Below are 17,698 nucleotides of genomic sequence, written 5' to 3'. Positions count from 1 at the left end.
GCGTAGGGGCTTGGGATATACGCCAGTCGGCGTATATCCCGGGTTGCGGGTAATCCCTAGGATTGAATCGTCTGAAGCGCAAAGCTCACTGCAGCCTGTGCCCAGCCCAAAGCCAACTCGCCTGATCAACCCTATTTTCTGCTGGAGAAGCCCACATGCAACGTTCCTCATCCCGTCGCCTGACCCTCAAGGCACTCACCGCCGCCATCGCCCTGGGCGGCCTGTCCGCTCTGCCCGCCCACGCCGCTGACACCATCAAGGTCGGCATCCTGCACAGCCTGTCCGGCACGATGGCGATTTCTGAAACCGTGTTGAAAGACACCGTGTTGATGGCGATTGACGAAATCAACGCCAAAGGCGGCGTGCTCGGCAAGAAGCTGGAGCCCGTGGTCGTTGACCCAGCTTCCAACTGGCCCCTGTTCGCTGAAAAGACCAAGCAATTGCTGGGTCAGGACAAGGTCTCGGTGATTTTCGGTTGCTGGACTTCGGTGTCGCGCAAGTCCGTGTTGCCAGTCGTCGAGGAAATGAACGGCCTGCTGTTCTACCCCGTGCAGTACGAAGGTGAAGAGCTGTCCAAGAACGTGTTCTACACCGGCGCCGCGCCGAATCAGCAAGCGATTCCTGCCGTCGACTATTTGATGAGCAAAGAAGGCGGCGGCGCCAAGCGTTGGGTGCTGCTGGGTACCGACTATGTCTACCCTCGCACCACCAACAAGATCCTACGCGCTTACCTGAAGAGCAAGGGCGTGAAAGACACTGACATCGACGAGAAGTACACGCCGTTTGGTCACTCTGACTACCAAACCATCGTGGCTGACGTGAAGAAATTCGCAGCGGGTGGCAAGACTGCCGTGGTGTCGACCATCAACGGTGACTCCAACGTTCCTTTCTACAAGGAGCTGGGCAACGCAGGCCTGAAGGCCAAGGACGTGCCAGTGGTTGCGTTCTCCGTGGGTGAAGAAGAGCTGCGCGGCGTGGATACCAAGCCGCTGGTCGGCCATTTGGCAGCATGGAACTACTTCATGTCGATCAAGAACCCGACCAACACCGAGTTCATCAAGAAGTGGTCTGACTACGCCAAGGCCAAGGGCATCGCCGGTCACAAAGACAAGCCATTGACCAACGACCCGATGGAAGCGACTTACATCGGCATCAACATGTGGAAGCAAGCGGTTGAAAAGGCTGGTACCACCGATGTGGACAAGGTCATTGCCGCCATGTCGGGTCAGACTTTCAAGGCACCTTCCGGCATCGTTTCCAAGATGGATGAGAAGAACCACCACCTGCACAAGAGTGTGTTCATCGGCGAAATCAAAGCCGACGGCCAGTTCAACGTGGTGTGGAAGACACCTGGCCCGGTCAAAGCCAAGCCATGGTCTCCGTACATTGAAGGCAACGCTTCCAAACCTGACGAACCTGTCAAGAAGTAAGTTGTCCGTCTGAGATCAACCCCGACACCTGGTGTGTCGGGGTTTGGTGAAAGCCTTCATGCTGAATAAATTCCTTGTACTGATTGCTACACTTTTAGTAGCTGCTCACGCGCATTCCTTAACGCCTGCAGCCGCAAAAGCCATGGCAAATGGAGAGGGTGAGGCGCGTATTTCGGCCTTGCATGCAGCTACCAAGGATGCGGACGAGAAGACGTTGGAATTCATCCAGGCCATGGCCGATGACGCGGTCAAGCTGGTCGCCGGCGTCCCGGTCATTGTGAAGGCCGATGGTGCGATCGATCCGGTGACAGGTGCCACGGTGCCATTGCCCGACACAGCAGAAGATATATCGAACAACAACCGCATGCGCGGTGAAATTGAAGCCGCTCTGGCTTCCCTCAAATTGATGTCACCCGTCGAGGCTGTGCGCCGTGACGCGGTGAAGGCCCTTCAGGGCGAAGTGGACGAAGGCCGTCTGGCGATGATCGAGCGCGCCTTCTCGCAAGAGACTGTGGTTGATATCCGCGAAAGCCTGGGGCTGCTGCGTGCGGCGGCCTTGCTTTCCAGCGCCGATGCAGTCAAACGACTGGAAGCTGTGCGGGCGTTGACCGAGAGCTCGCAGGCCGCGACCAAGACCTTGCTGCTGGAGCGCATCGCCACAGAAACCGACCCCGCCGTCAAAAGTGCGCTGCAAATCGCCTTGCAGAAAGTCGAAGCGCGTCTGGCCTGGGGTGACCGGCTGGGCGCCATCTTCAGCGGTATCAGCCTTGGCTCCATTCTGTTGCTGGTGGCCCTGGGCCTGGCGATTACCTATGGCCTGATGGGCGTCATCAATATGGCGCATGGCGAGTTGATGATGATTGGTGCCTATGCCACCTATGTCGTGCAAGGCCTGTTTCAGCGGTACGCGCCGGGCTGGTTTGACTGGTATCTGCCGGTGGCACTGCCGATGGCCTTCATGGCGTCGGCTTTAGTCGGCGCAGCGCTGGAGCGCGGTGTGATCCGCTTTTTGTATGGCCGCCCGCTGGAGACATTGCTTGCGACCTGGGGCATCAGCCTGATGCTGATGCAAGGCGTGCGCACACTGTTTGGCGCGCAAAACGTCGGCGTTGAAAATCCGAGCTGGATGAGCGGCGGATTTCAGGTGATGGGCAATCTGTCCTTGCCTTACAACCGAATGATCATCGTGGTGTTTGCATTCGCAGTGCTGGTGTCCGTCTGGTTCTTGATCGAGAAAACCCGCCTCGGTTTGTTTGTGCGCGGCGTCACGCAAAACCGCCCCATCGCATCCTGCATGGGCGTCAACACGGCGCGTATTGATACGCTGGCGTTTGCACTGGGCTCCGGCATTGCAGGGCTGGCCGGTTGCGCGTTGAGCCAGATTGGCAACGTGGGGCCAGACCTGGGTCAGAGTTACATCGTCGATGCGTTCATGGTGGTGGTGCTGGGTGGCGTTGGACAACTGGCTGGAACCGTTTACGCTGGCCTGGGCCTTGGTGTGCTGAACAAATTGCTGGAGGGCTGGACCGGCGCCGTGCTGGCCAAAATCGCCGTGCTGGTGTTCATCATCATCTTCATCCAGAAGCGGCCGCAAGGCATCTTCGCGATGAAGGGTCGGAGCGCTGAAGCATGAGCGCTGTACCTACCCCTGCCCGCATCGAGTTGCCGGGCCGCGAGCCATTGCTGACCCGCGGTGGCTGGGCCGGTTGGTTCGCCGCACTCGCGGTGCTGTGCGGCATTGTTCCGCTGCTGAATCTGATCGTCCCAGCTGGCAGCATCTTCCACATGAGCGACTTCGCCGTCGCGCTGGTCGGCAAGATCATGTGTTACGCGATCTGCGCGTTGGCGATGGATTTGATCTGGGGCTACACCGGTATTCTGAGCTTGGGCCACGGCCTGTTCTTTGCGCTGGGTGGCTACGCGATGGGCATGTATTTGATGCGCCAGATCGGGCTGGATGGCAACTACAAAAGCGAGCTGCCGGACTTCATGGTGTTTCTGGACTGGAAGACCTTGCCCTGGCATTGGACCTTCTCCGATAGCTTTATCGCTACGCTCTTTTTGATTGTCTTGGTGCCTGGCCTGGTCGCCTTTGTCTTTGGTTACTTTGCGTTCCGTTCGCGCATCAAGGGCGTGTACTTTTCCATCATCACGCAGGCGATGACCTTCGCTGCAATGCTGCTGTTCTTCCGCAACGAAACCGGCTTTGGCGGCAACAATGGGTTCACCGATTTCAAGCGCATTCTGAATCTGCCCATTGCGACCCCCAGCATGCGCATGTTTTTGTTTGTGCTGACCGCTGTCGTATTGCTGGGGTTCTTCCTGATGGGCCGCTGGCTGGTCAAGTCGAAGTTTGGCCGCGTGTTGCAGGCCGTGCGTGACGCGGAAACCCGCGTGATGTTCAGCGGCTATTCGCCGGTCGGTTTCAAGCTGACGATATGGACTCTGTCGGCCATGATGTGCGGCGTGGCAGGTGCCTTGTATGTACCCCAGGTCGGCATCATCAACCCCAGCGAAATGAGTCCCGCCAACAGCATCGAGATCGCGATCTGGGCCGCGGTTGGTGGGCGTGCCACGCTGATCGGTCCTATCGTCGGCGCCTTCCTGGTCAATGGCATGAAGAGCTGGCTGACCGTGACCTACCCAGAGTTCTGGTTGTATGTGCTGGGCGCATTGTTCATCGGCGTAACGCTGTATTTGCCGGGCGGTGTGGTCGGGCTGTTGAAGCAGTTGCGCGATCGCCGTAGCGCGAAGGGAGGCACGAAATGACCCCCGATTTGCTGGAGCAGGGCGCACGGCGAGTGGAAGCGCATATGGCCGCGCTTGCAGCGAAAACCGGGCAGACGGAATCGGGTGGCCGTACTGCAGGCTTTTCGCGGTTGGTGCAGGACGGCGAGGTCGATACGACCCATGGCCGCATCCTGTACCTGGACGATGTGCACCGCAGTTTCGATGGCTTCAAGGCCATCAACGGTCTGTCGTTGGACATTGCACCGGGTGAGCTGCGTTGCATCATCGGCCCCAATGGCGCAGGCAAGACCACGATGATGGACATCATCACCGGCAAGACGCGACCCGACAGTGGCACCGTGTTTTTCGGCAGTACGATAGATCTGCTGCGCTACAACGAGCCGCAGATTGCGCAATTGGGCATTGGCCGCAAGTTCCAGAAGCCAACAGTGTTCGAGCAACTGACCGTGTTTGAAAACCTGGAGCTGGCACTCAAGACCCACAAGGGTGTGCGCGCCTCAATGTTTTTCCGGCTTGACTCGGCGCAGTCCGACCGTGTCGCTGAAGTGCTGCACACAATCCACCTTGCCAGTCAGGTCACTGCACTCGCGGGCACGCTGAGCCACGGCCAGAAGCAGTGGCTGGAAATCGGCATGCTGCTGATGCAAGACCCCAAACTGCTGCTGCTGGACGAGCCTGTGGCCGGTATGACCGACGAAGAAACCGAGCGTACGGCCGAGCTATTTCTGTCGCTGAAAGGCAAGCATTCGATGATGGTGGTGGAGCACGACATGAGCTTCATCAACACCATCTCCGATATCGTGACGGTGCTGTGCGATGGTTCCGTGTTGGCACAGGGCACGTTGGCGCAGGTGCAGGCCGATGAACGTGTGATCGAAGTGTATTTGGGGCGCTGAATGTTAGAGATCAAGAACCTCAACCAGTACTACGGCGGCTCGCACATCCTGCGGGACATGAGTATCTCCGCAGAGGCTGGCAAGGTCACGGTGATTCTGGGGCGCAACGGCGTAGGCAAGACCAGCCTGCTGAAATCCATGATGGGCCTGGTGCCGGTCAAGAGCGGAAGTATTGAGATGGACGGCAAGTCCATCATCAAGGCGACGCCATACGAGCGGGCCCGCGCCGGTCTGGGCTATGTGCCGCAGGGCCGCGAAATTTTCGCGCGACTGACCGTGGAGGACAACTTGCGTATGGGTCTGGCTGGCAAGCCCGCGGGCACGCCGATTCCCGAAGAATTGTTCGAGTTGTTCCCAGTGCTAAAGCAAATGCTGGGGCGGCGGGGTGGTGATCTGTCGGGTGGGCAACAGCAGCAGTTAGCGATTGCGCGCGCACTGGCCGGTGCGCCGCGCGTGCTGATCCTGGACGAGCCGACCGAAGGCATACAGCCCAGCATCATCAAAGACATTGGTCGCGTGATTCGCATGCTGGCCGATCGGGGAACGATGGCCATCGTTCTCGTTGAGCAGTATTACGACTTTGCACAGGAATTGGCCGATGACTATGTGGTGATGGAGCGGGGTGCGGCGTTGGCTCGGGGCAAGGGGGCCAATATGGAGATTGACGGGGTTCGCTCCTTGGTTGCCATTTAGGTTCTTTCTGAGCGTTTCGTTCGCCCGCAGCAGTCGCGGGGTATGCGTTTTGCTCCGTGTCCCCCGCCCGCTTTGCGGGCTCCTCCTTTACCTGCGCAAAACGCACACCCCACACCTGCCGGTTGAGAAGTAGTGGCCACAAGTGAATTCAGGACATTGGTGCGCCAACACCGTGCACGATCAGGTGGGTTGGGTACTCTTTTCCGGGAGGTCAAGGAGGAGGGCCCTCACGGCCCGGGGGACACGTACGGAAAAGAGTACCCGACACGCATGATCCAGAAGTAGCGCTGCCTTAGGACTCAGACCCTGAAGTAACTCTATTTCACAATTTTTGAACGTAATCGACAATAAAGTTCAAAATAAATACATGCAGTGGGCCTAGACTTCAGGTCATGTCTACATCAGCTACACCCTCAACACGCTATACATTGACTGCCATCGTGCTGCACTGGTTGCTGGCCGTGGCGCTGCTTGGGATGATTGGAGTGGGCTGGTACATGGCCGACCTGCCTTTCTCTCCGCAGCGACTCAAGCTCTACAACTGGCACAAGTGGGCGGGTATCACCATCCTGGTGCTGTCTGTGGCGCGCTTGGTTTGGCGCCTGACACACAAGCCGCCAGCACTGCCGGCCGAGATCGAAAACGCCATGCCGCGCTGGCAAATGGTGGCGTACCACGCCACGCACCACGGTCTGTACGCATTGTTCTTCATCGTTCCGCTACTCGGTTGGGCTTATAGCTCGGCTGCTGGTTTCCCCATCGTCGTGTTTGGCGTATTGCCCTTGCCCGATCTGCTGACGGCGGATAAAGCCCTTGCCGAAGCAATAAAGCCATGGCATGGCTATGCTGCATTTTTGCTGTTGGCCTTGGTAGCGGCGCATGTGGGCGCTGCCATCAAGCATCAGTTCATTGACCGCGACGGCTTGATTAGCCGGATGCTGCCGTCCAAACGTTGAACACGGCATTGATTGTTTTCCGAGGAAAGACCATGAAACATATTGCTTCCAAATTGCTGCTGCCTGTATTGGCCGTGACCGCTCTGATGGGTGCACCCGCATTCGCACAGCAAAAGCTGGTGCCTGCACAAAGCGAGATTTCGTTTGTGTCAAAGCAAATGGGCGTGCCAGTTGAAGGACGCTTCAAGAAGTTTGATGCGCAAGTCACGTTTGACCCGGCGAAGCCAGAAGCCAGCAAGATGGCTTTCACTATTGATGTTGCCAGTGCCTCGTTTGGTTCGCCGGAGACCGATGCCGAACTGCCTAAAGCCGCCTGGTTCAGCACCGCCAAGTTCCCGCAAGCCACCTTCCAATCCAGCTCTGTCAAGGGAGCAGGCCCTGGCAAGATTGAAGTCACCGGCAAGCTGACTATCAAAGGCAATGTGCGCGACGTCGTCGTGCCTGTGGTGCTGACACAAGCCGGTCCCACCACCACCGCCACGGGCACCTTTGTGCTGAAGCGTCTGGCATTCAAGATCGGCGAAGGTGAATGGACTGATACGTCGATGGTGGCGGATGACGTGCAGGTCAAGTTCAAGCTGGCGCTGACAGGCGTCGGCAAGCTGTAATTCTTTTTTCAACCCAACTCAAACCAAACAGGAGTTTTTCATGCGTATTTCTTTTGCAGCCATCGCCCTCGCGGCAACCTTTGTCAGCGGCGTTGCCATGGCCGAACCAGTGACCTATGTACTGGACTCATCCCATTCCTTCGCCCGCTTCGGCTACACCCACATGGGTCTGTCCACCCAGGCGCACAAGTTTGACAAGACCACTGGTACCGTGGTGCTGGACGCGGCAGCCAAGACTGGTTCCGTCGATGTCGTGATTGATATGAAGTCCGTCAATACCGGTTCTACCGTGTTCAACGGCCACATCCAGGGCGATGACTTCCTGAGCACCGAAAAATTCCCGACCGCGACTTTCAAATCGACCAAGGTCAATTTCGTCGGTGACAAGCCAGCCACCGTTGATGGCAATTTGACCATCAAAGGCGTGACCAAGCCTGTAACGCTGACGGTCAACAGCTTTGTTGCCACTGTGCACCCTATGGCCAAGAAGGAAGCGGTAGGTGCTGATGCTTCCGTGACCATCAAGCGCAGTGACTTCGGTGCTGGCAAGTACGCACCTGCAGTCAGCGATGACGTGGTCATCACTGTCTCGGTCGAAGCGCTGAAACAGTAATCCCGTTCAGACCACCGTATTCGGGATCTTCTCCGGCGCAGGCCGGGTTCCCGTGCGCAACGCCAGGCCACCCGCCTGGCGTTTTTGTTCGCCCAACGAGGCGCGCATCGCACCTGTCCCAAACTGCTTGCGCAGTTCGCTGACGGCCAGGCTCAGTGACGCAGCTTCCGGAATTTTGGCCGCGTGTTTTTGCAGCAGCTGGTAGGCGTTGTCTATCAGCCTTGCGTTCAAGGTGTCCTTGCCATGCAGCAGCAGGTTCTTGACGGCCGCTGTCGGGTTGCCGGACATGCTCAGTGCCATTGCGGTTTCCGCCTGTTCCAACACACTGGCTTGCGCGCCGCGTATGCGCTCGGCGTAGGGCAGGTACGCCTTGGCGCTGGCGGCCAGCAGCTCGGTCAGCGAGCGGTTGCTGCAAAAGCGCCGACCGATGATATCCACCGCATCTTCCACGTCATTGAGCTGTATGGCCTTATGCGCCAGCTGTGCCATCAAGGCCAGCATGTTGCTGGCGGACTCGAAATCAAACTCCGGATTGCGTGCCTTGTGGGCCAGCGTGCGTACGGCGTCGACTGATTGGGCGAACTGGTGTTGCTGTATCAGGTTGAGCGCAATCACCACTTCGGACAGGCGCTTCAGACGGGCGTTATCGGGTGATTTGTCGATCAGGCGTACAAAGTCATCGTGGCAGCGCTGCAAACCCTTGCGATCAGCCAGTTCAAGGCGGGTGAAGGCCAGCAGCACCAGCGTTTGCGCATCGAACATCTTGGATTCCAGGCCCATGCGCGTGGTCTTGTCCAGCAGCTTCTCGGCTTCGGTGTGATCGCCTTCGTAGTAAGTCATCATCGCCAGGTTTTGCAGGCGGCTGATGGAGGAGGGCGTCAGCATCGCGGCCATCTTGTAGGTTTCCAGCGCCTTGTCGAATTTGCCCAACTCGAAGTGCGCGCGGCCCATCACGTCATAGGCGTCGGCGAAGTTCGGGTCTTCACCGATCAGCCGCTCCAGCACGCTGGCGGCCTGCGTCACCTGCCCCGACTCCAGCTGTGCGCGGGCCACGCCCAGTTTGGCCCACGGCAAGGTCTTGGCCGCGATGACGGCCTGGTACAGCGTCTGCGCCTCTGAAAATTTGCCTATGCGCAGCAGCAGTTCGGCGCCAATGCGCGCGGCGTATAGCCAGAACATGCCTTTGGATTCAAAGCGCTCCATGCACAGCCGTGCGGCCTCCTCAAACTGTTCCTCTTCAATGGCTCCGAAGATCTCCTGCAGCGAGACTTTGCGGATGCGCGCGGTGTTGATGCGCTCCTGCAGTTGGGTGGCCTTGTGCGGCTTGAGCAAATAGCCATCCAACGCCGACTCGGCCGCTTCGGCCACGGTGGCATAGGTGGCCTCTCCAGTGATCATGATGAAGATGGTGGAGAAGGGCAGCAACTGGTTGCGCCGCAAGTCGTCCAGCAGATCCTGGCCGGACGTCGACTCGCCGGGGAAATGCTGCTCGCACAGCACGAAGTCGAAGGTGCGGTATTCGAGTTGACGTCGTGCGTCGGCAGTGCGTGCAGCTTGAACGACTGTGGGCAAGCCAAAGTCCCGCAATTGGGAAATCAGTATCGAACGTGAAGTGGGGTTCCCATCCACGACCAACGCGGAACAGGTGGCCAGATCGTTCTCAAGGGCGGCCATGGTGCGGGCAGGCACCCTCCCGCAGGGGAGTGTGGCGAACGCAGTTTGTAGCTTGCATGGCCGGGTGTGTTATCAAAAGGATAGCACTACATGGACCAAATGCGGGGGTTAGTTGCTTCTTTTTGCCAAAATTCGTGTCGCCAGCAGGCGCGTATCTCACGCAGCAGCGTCATCGCAGGTTCGACCACGGGTGCCAATACGCGCACCACCATCACTTGCGGGTTGGGGCATGTCACGCCGCTGGTGGTGGCCAATGGGCTGGCGGCGAGTAGCACGCGCGTAGCTTCCAGTGCCTGCTCTTTTCTGCTGCGCTGCAGCACATTGCCAGCCACAAAAAACAGGCTGGCGATGCAGGCGTTGCCGGCCAATCCGAGTGGGCTGTTCAGCAGGCGATGGTCCAGCGCGTCCAGATGTCCACGCTCGAGCCACACGCCAGGGACTTCGATGTGTTGTGTGAAACGGCCTTTGACAAAAGGTTGCTCGGCATTGGGCAAGCCCAGTGCGGTGACATCCCAGCCCAGCATTTCGGCGCTTGGCTGCAAGTCCATCGTGAGGCGGTTTTCAGCGAGGCAGCCGCTGTAGCAAAGCGCCTCCAGCGGCAGCCACTCCAGGCGCGCATCGGGTGCCAACGCCAAGCATGTGGTCTGCAGTGCAGGCTCGCCATCGCTGCGGTAAAAACGGGTGGCGCCTGGCGTCGTGATCAGCGCATGCGATCCGCTGCCAACTTCGACCTGGAGTTCCAGCGTATCGCCACCGACCAAGCCACCCGGTGGGTGTACCAGCACGTTGTGGCACACGGTGTCACCTTCGGGGTACAGGCTTTGCAGCAGGCGCAGCGGGCCACTGTGTTCATGGCGGGCGACGGTGCGCCCTAGTTCCAATCGGTAATCGATCGCGAGTTTGGCGTGCCAGGGCATGCAGGGTTCGCGAATTCAGCGCGCCGACAGCAGATCGAAGAGCACGCGCGCGATGACCTTGGTTGCGCGGCGCAGGTCTTCCAGATCCAGTCGTTCGTCTGCACGCTTGGCATGCGATTCCATCACCGTGCGCGGGCCGGCGCCGTAGATCACGCCGGGAATGCCTGCTGCGGCGAACAGGCGCACATCGGTGTACAGGGGCGTACCCATTGCGGGCAATGCTTCGCCAAAAATTTCTTCGCCGTGGCGCTGTATCGCATCGACCAGCGGCTGGTTGCCTGGCAGCGGCTGCATGGAGTGCGCCATCAGCAGGCGCTGTATATCGATGGAGATGCCAGGGCATTGCGCGGCCGCTTGTGCAATCACTTCACGGATGCGTGCTTCCACTTGTTTGGGGTTTTCTTCCGGGATCATGCGGCGGTCCAGCTTGAAACTGACCTTGCCGGGCACGACGTTGGTGTTGGTGCCGCCTTCTATGCGGCCGACGTTCAGATAGGGATGCGTGATGCCGGGAACGGCAGAGCGAACCTTTTTGTATTCGGCATTCTGCGCGTACAGGGCCTGCAGTATGTGGACTGCGGCTTGCAAGGCATCCACGCCGGTGTCGGGAATCGCCGCGTGCGCCATCGTGCCGTGGACGGTCACTTCCATTTGCAGGCAGCCGTTGTGCGCGGTGATGACCTGGTAAGAAAAGCCCGCCGCAATCAATAAGTTGGCGTGGGTAAGTTTCTCGCGCAGCAGCCAGCCCGGGCCCAGTTCGCCGCCAAATTCTTCGTCGTACGTGAACAGCAGTTCGATGCCACCTTTGAGCGGTGCCTGCATCGCCTCCAGCGCACGCAATGCAAAGGTGTAGGTGGCGAAGTCGCTCTTGCTGACGGCAGTTGCGCGGCCAAACATCTTGCCGTCTGCTATCTCGCCGCCATAGGGCTTGTGCGTCCAGCCGTCACCGGGCGGCACCACATCACCATGGGCATTCAGCGCAACGGTAAGGCCATCGCCATACCGGCGGCGCACTACCAGATTGGTGATGGACTGCATGCCAGCGGCGTGCACTAGTTCTGCGGGCACCGGGTATTGCTCGGGTGGCAACCCCATTGCTGTCAACAGTTCGGCAGTACGCACCGCATGGGGCGCGTTGTTGCCTGGCGGTGTGTCGGTGGGTACCTGCACCAGGGCTTGCAGGAAGCGCACTTCCTCATCGAAATGCGCATCTATCCATTGGTCGAGTCGTGCGTAGTCAGTCATTGGTCTTTTCTTCTGCCAGCGCATGCAGCAATTGGCCGAAGGCCTGCACCGCCAGTTCCATGTCGTCGCTGGTCGTGGATTCCAGCGGGTTGTGGCTGATACCACCGGTTTCGCCGCGCACAAACAGCATGGCTTGCGGTAACAGCGTATGAAGCTTCATGGCGTCATGGCCCGCACCGCTGGGCATGCGATGCAGTGGCAAGCCCAGCGCGGCGACGGCCTTTTCCCAGCGGAGTTGCCATTGGGGATCACTGGGCGCGGCGCTGGCGCGCATGGTCTCGGTCAACTGGCCCTGTACGCCGCGTCGGCTGCAAATCGCGTCAAACTCGGCCAACACATCCTTCATTAACGCATCGCGCTGAACATCGCTGGGTGCGCGCATGTCGATGGAGAACTGGCATTTGCCCGGCACCACATTGACCGAGCCTGCCGGCACTTGCAGCATGCCCACCGTGCCGACACTGCCAACGTCTTGCGCGGCGCGGCGTTCGATAAAAAGTACCAGCTCTGCGACGGCTGTGGCCGCATCACGGCGCACGCCCATGGGCGTCGTGCCAGCATGGCTGGCCATGCCTGTGACTTCGCCGGAGAAACGCGCGCTGGCATTGATCGAGGTGACGATGCCCAGAGGGAGGCCCAACTGGTTCAGGACCGGGCCTTGCTCGATATGCACTTCGACAAACCCCAGATAGTTCTCCGCCTTGCGGCGAATGTCAGGGATGTCTGCAATGCGCAGCCCGGCGTGCTGCATCGCCTCACGCATCGAAATGCCCTTGGCATCCTGCTGGTCCAGCCAGGCATCCTGAAACTCTCCGGTCAAAGCGCTGGAGCCCAGGAAAGTGGCCCGGTAACGCTGGCCTTCTTCCTCCGCGAAACCAATGACCTCGATGGTGAATGGCAAGCGCCGTTCATCTGCGTGCAAAGCCTCAATACAGGCCAGCGGCACGTAAATTCCCAATCGGCCATCGTATTTTCCGCCGTTACGCACCGTGTCGTAGTGGCTGCCAGTCATCAGGGCGCGTGCGTGCGGATCGGTGCCCGTATAGCGGCCCACCACGTTGCCTACCGCATCGATGTGCACCGTGTCGCAACCGCAGTCGCGCATGTCCTGCGCGATCTGGTGGGCCGCCCCCAGGTGGGCGTCGGTCAGGTAGGTGACCGTCAATTGCCCCAAGGCTTCAAACTCAGGCTCAGAGAATTGGGCCAGTGTCTCCTGCCAGTCCCAGACCTGATCGCCTGCGGCGGGTACGTGTCCGAATTTGTCATTCAGGCGCAGCTCGGCAATGCGGTGGATATTGCGCAGGCATTCTTCGCGCTCCTGATCGGGGTGTGCGTGCAGGCGCCGCTCCATCGTCGCAATGATGGCGTGCCGTTTGAGTCCGGCACCGCGCGGCCCGCGCACCGCAAGGATGAAGGGGAAGCCGAAGCGGGTGTTGTAGGCACTGTTCAGCGCGCCCAGTTTTTCAAATTCTTCTGGCGTGCAATGTGTCAGGCCTGCGCGGCTTTGCTCGGACGTGGATTCCGCGGTCAGGCCCTTGTCGATCATCGCCTTGCCCGCCAGCTCGGGATGGGCGCGGATCAGACCCAACTGGGCCTCTACGGATGCCTTCTGCACGACCTGCACCAAGGCGTATTTCAGGTGAGCCAGTGAGACAAACGGCCTTTGCGCCAATGCGGCTTGTGCGATCCACGGGCTGTGCTCGTACACGCCATCCAGCAGGGCCAGGGCGTCTATCAGGTCCGCCCCATTAAGTTGTTCCAGAGTGGCTGTCATGGTGCGGGGTGGGTAAGAGCTGGATGGGTGGTTCGCCAGTGGTTGGCGATGTCTATGCGCCTGCAGACCCAGACGCGGTCGTGGGTGGCGATATGGTCCAGGAAACGCTGCAGCGCGGTGATACGTCCGGGGCGACCCAGCAAGCGGCAGTGCATGCCGATACTCATCATCGCTGGGCGCTCGGCCCCTTCTGCGTACAACGTGTCAAACGTGTCTTTGAGGTATTGGAAAAACGGATCAGCATGGGAGTAGCCCTGCGGCAACGCGAAGCGCATGTCATTGCAGTCCAGCGTGTAGGGGACTATCAGTTGCTGCACCACGGTGCCATCGGTTTTCTTGACCGGCATCCAGAACGGCAGGTCGTCGCCGTAGTAGTCGCTGTCATAGGCAAAGCCGCCGTAGTCGGCGACCAGGCGGCGCGTGTTCGGGCTGTCGCGGCCGGTGTACCAGCCCAGCGGGCGTGTTCCGGTGATGGCCTCAATCGCTTGCATGCCCAGTCGCATGTGCTCGCGCTCGGTCGCTTCATCCACGTTCTGGTAGTGAATCCAGCGCCAGCCATGGCAGGCGATCTCGTGGCCCAACGCCGTGCAGGCTTTTGCGACTTCGGGGTGGCGTTGCAAGGCCATGCCAACACCAAACACCGTCAATGGCAAGCCGCGTTTTTCAAACTCGCGCAGGATGCGCCACACGCCAACGCGCGAGCCGTATTCGTAAATGCCCTCCATGCTGATGTGCCGGTCCGGGTAGCTGGCCGGGTTGAACATCTCGGACAGAAATTGCTCGGAGCCCGCGTCGCCATGCAGCACGCTGTTCTCGCCGCCTTCTTCGTAGTTCAGGACAAACTGCACTGCCACGCGTGCCTCACCGGGCCATTGCGCATGCGGCACCTGGCTGCCATAGCCGACCAGATCGCGAGGGTAGAGGGAGGTGGAATCCATGCAGGTCATGATAGCCAGAATCGGGCCAGGCAGGCCGCAATACCCTATTATCGAAACCAAACTTAACAACCCCGAGGACCCGCCATGGGCTTGAGCACACACGTACTGGACACCACGCATGGATGCCCTGCCGCTGGCATGGAGGTGGCGCTGTTCACTACCCAGGGAGATGCGGCCACTTTGGTGAAGCGTTTTGTGCTGAATGCCGATGGACGAAACCCGGACGGGCCTCTGTATGACAACGCCAGTCTGAAGGTCGGCACTTACCGGCTGGTTTTTTCTGTGGGCGGCTATTTCGCGTCGCGCGGCGTTGCATTGCCGCAGCCCAACTTTCTGGACAAGGTCAGCATCGACTTTGGTGTGGCAGATGCAGCCGCGCATTACCACGTGCCGCTGTTGGTCAGCCCGTGGAGCTACTCCACCTACCGCGGCTCCTAGTACTGGCCTTCCGACAGGGTATCGAGTTGGAACTTGCCGCTTTTGTGCCACAGCCAAGTCTCGGTGTAGACCACCCGCCCCATCTTGAGGGGTGCGGGCAGAGGCGAGGCGGCGCGAATCATGCGCTCAATTTCCTTGACAACCTCGGGCGCCTGGCTGGGTGCGCGCAGCCACTGGATGCGAACGACCTGTCCGCGCCCATCAATCTCGACGTCCAGAACGCCAATCGCATAGAGCAGGGGCGGCATCTTGCCTTTGTAGATGCGATCGCTGTACTTCGCATACAGAAGGCTGGCGGCATCCATGCGGTAAGCCTTGGGGGTAATCGCAGTGGAAACCGGGCCGGAAGAAAAGACGGGCGGTGCGACCGGTGGCGGTGGTGCCACGACGACCGGTGGTTGGGGTGGGGGCGGAGCCACGACCACGGGCTCGGGGGGTTTGGAGGCACAGCCGGCAATCAACGCGGCAACGCAAGCCCACAGCGCATGGCAGAAGAAAAATCGGGGGGTGGCGTTCCAACGCGGTGCATCACGGCCAATCGGTGTCACGGCTTGCCTCATTCTGGTGTCTCTGGCAGATACTGTGCCCCATTTCCCGGACGAATGCATCTGCGGTTTAGTTTTAAAGGTATCCAAGTGTGAATGCTATCCATCAGTTGTTGCAACGCTTACACATCGGGCCCGCGGTGCTGGTGCGTGTGCTGCGCGTGCAAGGTTCCGTGCCCCGCGAGGCGGGTGCGTGGATGGCCGTGTTTGGTCAGGATTTATTGGGCACCATTGGCGGTGGACACATGGAATTCAGTGCCATAGCAATGGCGCGACAGATGCTTGCGTCTGGCGAGGCGCCACGTGAAGAGCGCTTTGCGCTCGGGCCAAGTCTGGGGCAATGCTGTGGCGGCGTGGTGCATGCGCGGTTGGAGCGGGTGGGTGCCACCGATATCGGTCGTTTGCAACGGGAACTTGCCGCCGAGCGCGAGCCAGTTGCATTGTTTGGTGCAGGGCATGTGGGGGTCGCGCTGGTGCAGGTGTTGGCTGCGCTGCCCTTTACCGTGCAGTGGTTGGATAGCCGGGACCAGGTGTTTCCGGTGCAGGTGCCGGACAACGTGCAGTGTGAGCATTCCGATCCCGTGCATGCGGCGGTGGACCAACTGGTGGCGCAGTCCCGCGTGCTGATCATGAGCTTCAGCCATGCGGAAGATCTGGACATTGTGGCGGCCTGCCTCAAGCGCCAGCGCGCGCGCGCCGATCTGCCTTATGTGGGCCTGATCGGCAGCAAGACCAAATGGGCGTCGTTCCGCCAGCAGTTGCTGGCGCGCGGATTCAGCGAAGAAGAGTTGGCACATGTCACTTGTCCGATTGGCGTGCCCGGTATTGCGGACAAGCGCCCCGAGGTGATCGCCATTGGGGTGGCGGCCCAACTCTTGCAAGTGCGTACAAGTCAAGGAGAGTAAGGATGGAAAGCTATTTGCTGGAGTGGGCCAATCTGTTGTTGCGCTGGGCGCATGTGATCACCGCGATTGCCTGGGTGGGCTCCTCGTTTTATTTTGTGTTTCTGGACAGCAGTCTGACCCCCCCGGTGGACGAACAGCTCAAGCGCGACGGTGTCAGCGGCGAGTTGTGGGCCGTGCATGGCGGCGGCTTCTACCACCCGGTCAAGTTCGCTGGCGCACCGCCCCAACTGCCCGCGCTTTTGCACTGGTTTTACTGGGAAAGCTACAGCACCTGGCTGACCGGCTTTGCGCTGTTCACCGTGTCCTACCTATGGAATGCCGGTACCTATCTGGTGGACAAATCGCGCATGGACTGGTCGCCCAACACGGCAGTTCTGGTGGCGCTCGGATTTCTGGTGGTGTTCTGGCTGCTGTACGACACCATCTGTCGCGTGGTGGGCCAGCGCAAACATGGCGATCGCATCGTCGGTCTGTTGATGGCCGTGCTGGTGTGTGTGGCGGCGTACCTGGCGTGCCAGTGGTTTGCCGGTCGCGCGGCCTTCCTGTTGGTCGGCGCGATGATCGCCACCAGCATGAGCGCCAATGTGTTGTTCTGGATCATTCCGGGCCAGCGCAAGATGGTGGCCAGCATTCAGGCCGGACAGCCGGTTGATCCGGTGCATGGCTGGCGTGGCAAGCAGCGCAGCGTGCACAACACCTACTTCACGTTGCCGGTGCTGTTTGCCATGCTAAGCAACCACTACAGCTTTACCTACAGCCATGCGATGAATTGGCTGGTGCTGATTGCGATGATGGGCGCGGGTGCGGCGATCCGTCAGTTCTTCGTGCTGCGCCATGGTTTCAAGTTGGGTCGCAACCCGCATCCGTGGCCCTATGTGACGGCCGGTGTGGCGGCGATTCTGGGTGTGGTGGTCTGGTTGGCGCCAACACCGGGTGCGGTTGGCGCCGGGAATGCTATGAATTCAGGAGCTGCTTACGCACATTCCGCGGGCGTCACAGCCACAATTGGCTATGAGAAACTGCAGCCTGTGTTGGCACAGCGCTGCTATATGTGCCACGGCGAGGCAGTGCAAATGAAGAATGTGCGGCTGGACTCGGCCGAAAGTGTGAAGCAACATGCGCAGGCGATTTACCAGCAGGCGGTAGTCAGCAAAATCATGCCGCTGAACAATGCGACGGGCATTACCGATGCAGAGCGTGCGCTGATCAGAACGTGGTTTGAGCAGGGCGCTGCCGCCCAGTAAAGCGCCAGCCGCAGCCAAACTGACCACGGGGTCATAACTGCCAGCGGGCTTGCCGATTTGCCGGTGCAAGC

The 17,698-nt window shown here is 59.8% G+C and carries 17 protein-coding genes; 11 read left to right on the top strand and 6 right to left on the bottom strand.

Annotated features, from left to right (window positions below; genetic code table 11):
- The first annotated feature begins 155 nt into the window (after window positions 1-155).
- The 8 genes from urtA (at window position 156) to AC1DV6_RS05615 (ending at window position 7,947) form a co-directional block, all read left to right on the top strand.
- The gene (gene urtA / locus AC1DV6_RS05650; RefSeq protein WP_477975938.1) at window positions 156-1,430 is read left to right on the top strand and encodes an urea ABC transporter substrate-binding protein; all 1,275 of its coding nucleotides are present in this window, start codon (window positions 156-158) and stop codon (window positions 1,428-1,430) included.
- Between the two features lie 58 nt (window positions 1,431-1,488).
- Window positions 1,489-3,063 (top strand): urea ABC transporter permease subunit UrtB, encoded by a 1,575-nt coding sequence (gene urtB / locus AC1DV6_RS05645; RefSeq protein ID WP_477975936.1) that lies wholly within the window; start codon window positions 1,489-1,491, stop codon window positions 3,061-3,063.
- The gene (gene urtC, locus AC1DV6_RS05640) at window positions 3,060-4,199 is read left to right on the top strand and encodes an urea ABC transporter permease subunit UrtC (protein ID WP_477975934.1); all 1,140 of its coding nucleotides are present in this window, start codon (window positions 3,060-3,062) and stop codon (window positions 4,197-4,199) included. Before urtB ends, urtC begins: the two co-directional genes overlap by 4 nt.
- Window positions 4,196-5,077, top strand: coding sequence for an urea ABC transporter ATP-binding protein UrtD (gene urtD, locus AC1DV6_RS05635; RefSeq protein ID WP_477975932.1), 882 nt, complete (start codon window positions 4,196-4,198; stop codon window positions 5,075-5,077). The genes urtC and urtD overlap by 4 nt, the downstream gene beginning before the upstream one ends.
- A complete protein-coding gene (urtE, locus tag AC1DV6_RS05630; RefSeq protein ID WP_477975930.1) occupies window positions 5,078-5,770 on the top strand; it encodes an urea ABC transporter ATP-binding subunit UrtE in 693 nt (230 codons plus the stop codon). It begins immediately after the preceding gene.
- Between the two features lie 392 nt (window positions 5,771-6,162).
- Window positions 6,163-6,726: a cytochrome b gene (locus AC1DV6_RS05625; protein ID WP_477975928.1), complete on the top strand. Its 564-nt coding sequence runs from the start codon at window positions 6,163-6,165 to the stop codon at window positions 6,724-6,726.
- A gap of 32 nt (window positions 6,727-6,758) precedes the next feature.
- Window positions 6,759-7,334, top strand: coding sequence for a YceI family protein (locus AC1DV6_RS05620; protein WP_477975926.1), 576 nt, complete (start codon window positions 6,759-6,761; stop codon window positions 7,332-7,334).
- 40 nt (window positions 7,335-7,374) lie between these two features.
- Entirely contained in the window at window positions 7,375-7,947 is a 573-nt protein-coding gene (locus tag AC1DV6_RS05615; RefSeq protein ID WP_477975924.1) for a YceI family protein, read from the top strand.
- 6 nt (window positions 7,948-7,953) lie between these two features.
- Here the strand turns inward: AC1DV6_RS05615 and AC1DV6_RS05610 are convergent, their stop codons facing one another.
- The 5 genes from AC1DV6_RS05610 to puuE form a co-directional block, all read right to left on the bottom strand.
- Entirely contained in the window at window positions 7,954-9,621 is a 1,668-nt protein-coding gene (locus AC1DV6_RS05610) for a tetratricopeptide repeat protein (RefSeq protein WP_477975922.1), read from the bottom strand.
- A gap of 86 nt (window positions 9,622-9,707) precedes the next feature.
- Window positions 9,708-10,538: an urease accessory protein UreD gene (locus AC1DV6_RS05605; RefSeq protein ID WP_477975921.1), complete on the bottom strand. Its 831-nt coding sequence runs from the start codon at window positions 10,536-10,538 to the stop codon at window positions 9,708-9,710.
- Between the two features lie 15 nt (window positions 10,539-10,553).
- A complete protein-coding gene (locus AC1DV6_RS05600) occupies window positions 10,554-11,783 on the bottom strand; it encodes a M20 family metallopeptidase (RefSeq protein ID WP_477975919.1) in 1,230 nt (409 codons plus the stop codon).
- Window positions 11,776-13,557 (bottom strand): 2-oxo-4-hydroxy-4-carboxy-5-ureidoimidazoline decarboxylase, encoded by a 1,782-nt coding sequence (gene uraD, locus AC1DV6_RS05595; protein ID WP_477975917.1) that lies wholly within the window; start codon window positions 13,555-13,557, stop codon window positions 11,776-11,778. The genes AC1DV6_RS05600 and uraD overlap by 8 nt, the downstream gene beginning before the upstream one ends.
- Complete coding sequence (gene puuE, locus AC1DV6_RS05590) at window positions 13,554-14,504, bottom strand: allantoinase PuuE (RefSeq protein ID WP_477975915.1); 951 nt, start codon at window positions 14,502-14,504, stop codon at window positions 13,554-13,556. Before puuE ends, uraD begins: the two co-directional genes overlap by 4 nt.
- A gap of 75 nt (window positions 14,505-14,579) precedes the next feature.
- Here puuE and uraH point away from each other — a divergent pair, with 75 nt between their 5' ends.
- Window positions 14,580-14,933: a hydroxyisourate hydrolase gene (gene uraH / locus AC1DV6_RS05585; protein ID WP_477975913.1), complete on the top strand. Its 354-nt coding sequence runs from the start codon at window positions 14,580-14,582 to the stop codon at window positions 14,931-14,933.
- On the opposite strand, the gene AC1DV6_RS05580 is transcribed toward uraH, so the two are convergent.
- The gene (locus AC1DV6_RS05580; RefSeq protein WP_477975911.1) at window positions 14,930-15,481 is read right to left on the bottom strand and encodes a hypothetical protein; all 552 of its coding nucleotides are present in this window, start codon (window positions 15,479-15,481) and stop codon (window positions 14,930-14,932) included. The two genes, uraH and AC1DV6_RS05580, sit on opposite strands and share 4 nt — an antisense overlap.
- 89 nt (window positions 15,482-15,570) lie before the next feature.
- Between AC1DV6_RS05580 and xdhC the strand changes: the two genes are divergently transcribed.
- Together xdhC and AC1DV6_RS05570 are read left to right on the top strand one after the other, a co-directional pair.
- A complete protein-coding gene (gene xdhC, locus AC1DV6_RS05575; RefSeq protein ID WP_477975909.1) occupies window positions 15,571-16,383 on the top strand; it encodes a xanthine dehydrogenase accessory protein XdhC in 813 nt (270 codons plus the stop codon).
- A 2-nt stretch (window positions 16,384-16,385) separates the two neighbouring features.
- Window positions 16,386-17,627 carry a urate hydroxylase PuuD gene (locus tag AC1DV6_RS05570; RefSeq protein ID WP_477975907.1) on the top strand — a complete coding sequence of 414 codons (1,242 nt, stop codon included), beginning with the start codon at window positions 16,386-16,388 and terminating at the stop codon, window positions 17,625-17,627.
- Window positions 17,628-17,698 lie beyond the last annotated feature (71 nt).

This window comes from Rhodoferax sp. P2_H8_2, from assembly GCF_056403235.1.
The sequence above is the reverse complement of the archived record's forward strand: the minus strand, read 5'-3'. Positions and strand labels throughout refer to the sequence as shown.

Excerpts from the sequence above, each read along its gene's own strand:
- urtA (WP_477975938.1), top strand. The coding sequence starts at position 156 with ATGCAACGTTCCTCATCCCGTCGCCTGACCCTCAAGGCACTCACCGCC.
- urtB (WP_477975936.1), top strand. The coding sequence starts at position 1,489 with ATGCTGAATAAATTCCTTGTACTGATTGCTACACTTTTAGTAGCTGCT.
- urtC (WP_477975934.1), top strand. The coding sequence starts at position 3,060 with ATGAGCGCTGTACCTACCCCTGCCCGCATCGAGTTGCCGGGCCGCGAG.
- urtD (WP_477975932.1), top strand. The coding sequence starts at position 4,196 with ATGACCCCCGATTTGCTGGAGCAGGGCGCACGGCGAGTGGAAGCGCAT.
- urtE (WP_477975930.1), top strand. The coding sequence starts at position 5,078 with ATGTTAGAGATCAAGAACCTCAACCAGTACTACGGCGGCTCGCACATC.
- AC1DV6_RS05625 (WP_477975928.1), top strand. The coding sequence starts at position 6,163 with ATGTCTACATCAGCTACACCCTCAACACGCTATACATTGACTGCCATC.
- AC1DV6_RS05620 (WP_477975926.1), top strand. The coding sequence starts at position 6,759 with ATGAAACATATTGCTTCCAAATTGCTGCTGCCTGTATTGGCCGTGACC.
- AC1DV6_RS05615 (WP_477975924.1), top strand. The coding sequence starts at position 7,375 with ATGCGTATTTCTTTTGCAGCCATCGCCCTCGCGGCAACCTTTGTCAGC.
- AC1DV6_RS05610 (WP_477975922.1), bottom strand. The coding sequence starts at position 9,621 with ATGGCCGCCCTTGAGAACGATCTGGCCACCTGTTCCGCGTTGGTCGTG.
- AC1DV6_RS05605 (WP_477975921.1), bottom strand. The coding sequence starts at position 10,538 with ATGCCCTGGCACGCCAAACTCGCGATCGATTACCGATTGGAACTAGGG.
- AC1DV6_RS05600 (WP_477975919.1), bottom strand. The coding sequence starts at position 11,783 with ATGACTGACTACGCACGACTCGACCAATGGATAGATGCGCATTTCGAT.
- uraD (WP_477975917.1), bottom strand. The coding sequence starts at position 13,557 with ATGACAGCCACTCTGGAACAACTTAATGGGGCGGACCTGATAGACGCC.
- puuE (WP_477975915.1), bottom strand. The coding sequence starts at position 14,504 with ATGACCTGCATGGATTCCACCTCCCTCTACCCTCGCGATCTGGTCGGC.
- uraH (WP_477975913.1), top strand. The coding sequence starts at position 14,580 with ATGGGCTTGAGCACACACGTACTGGACACCACGCATGGATGCCCTGCC.
- AC1DV6_RS05570 (WP_477975907.1), top strand. The coding sequence starts at position 16,386 with ATGGAAAGCTATTTGCTGGAGTGGGCCAATCTGTTGTTGCGCTGGGCG.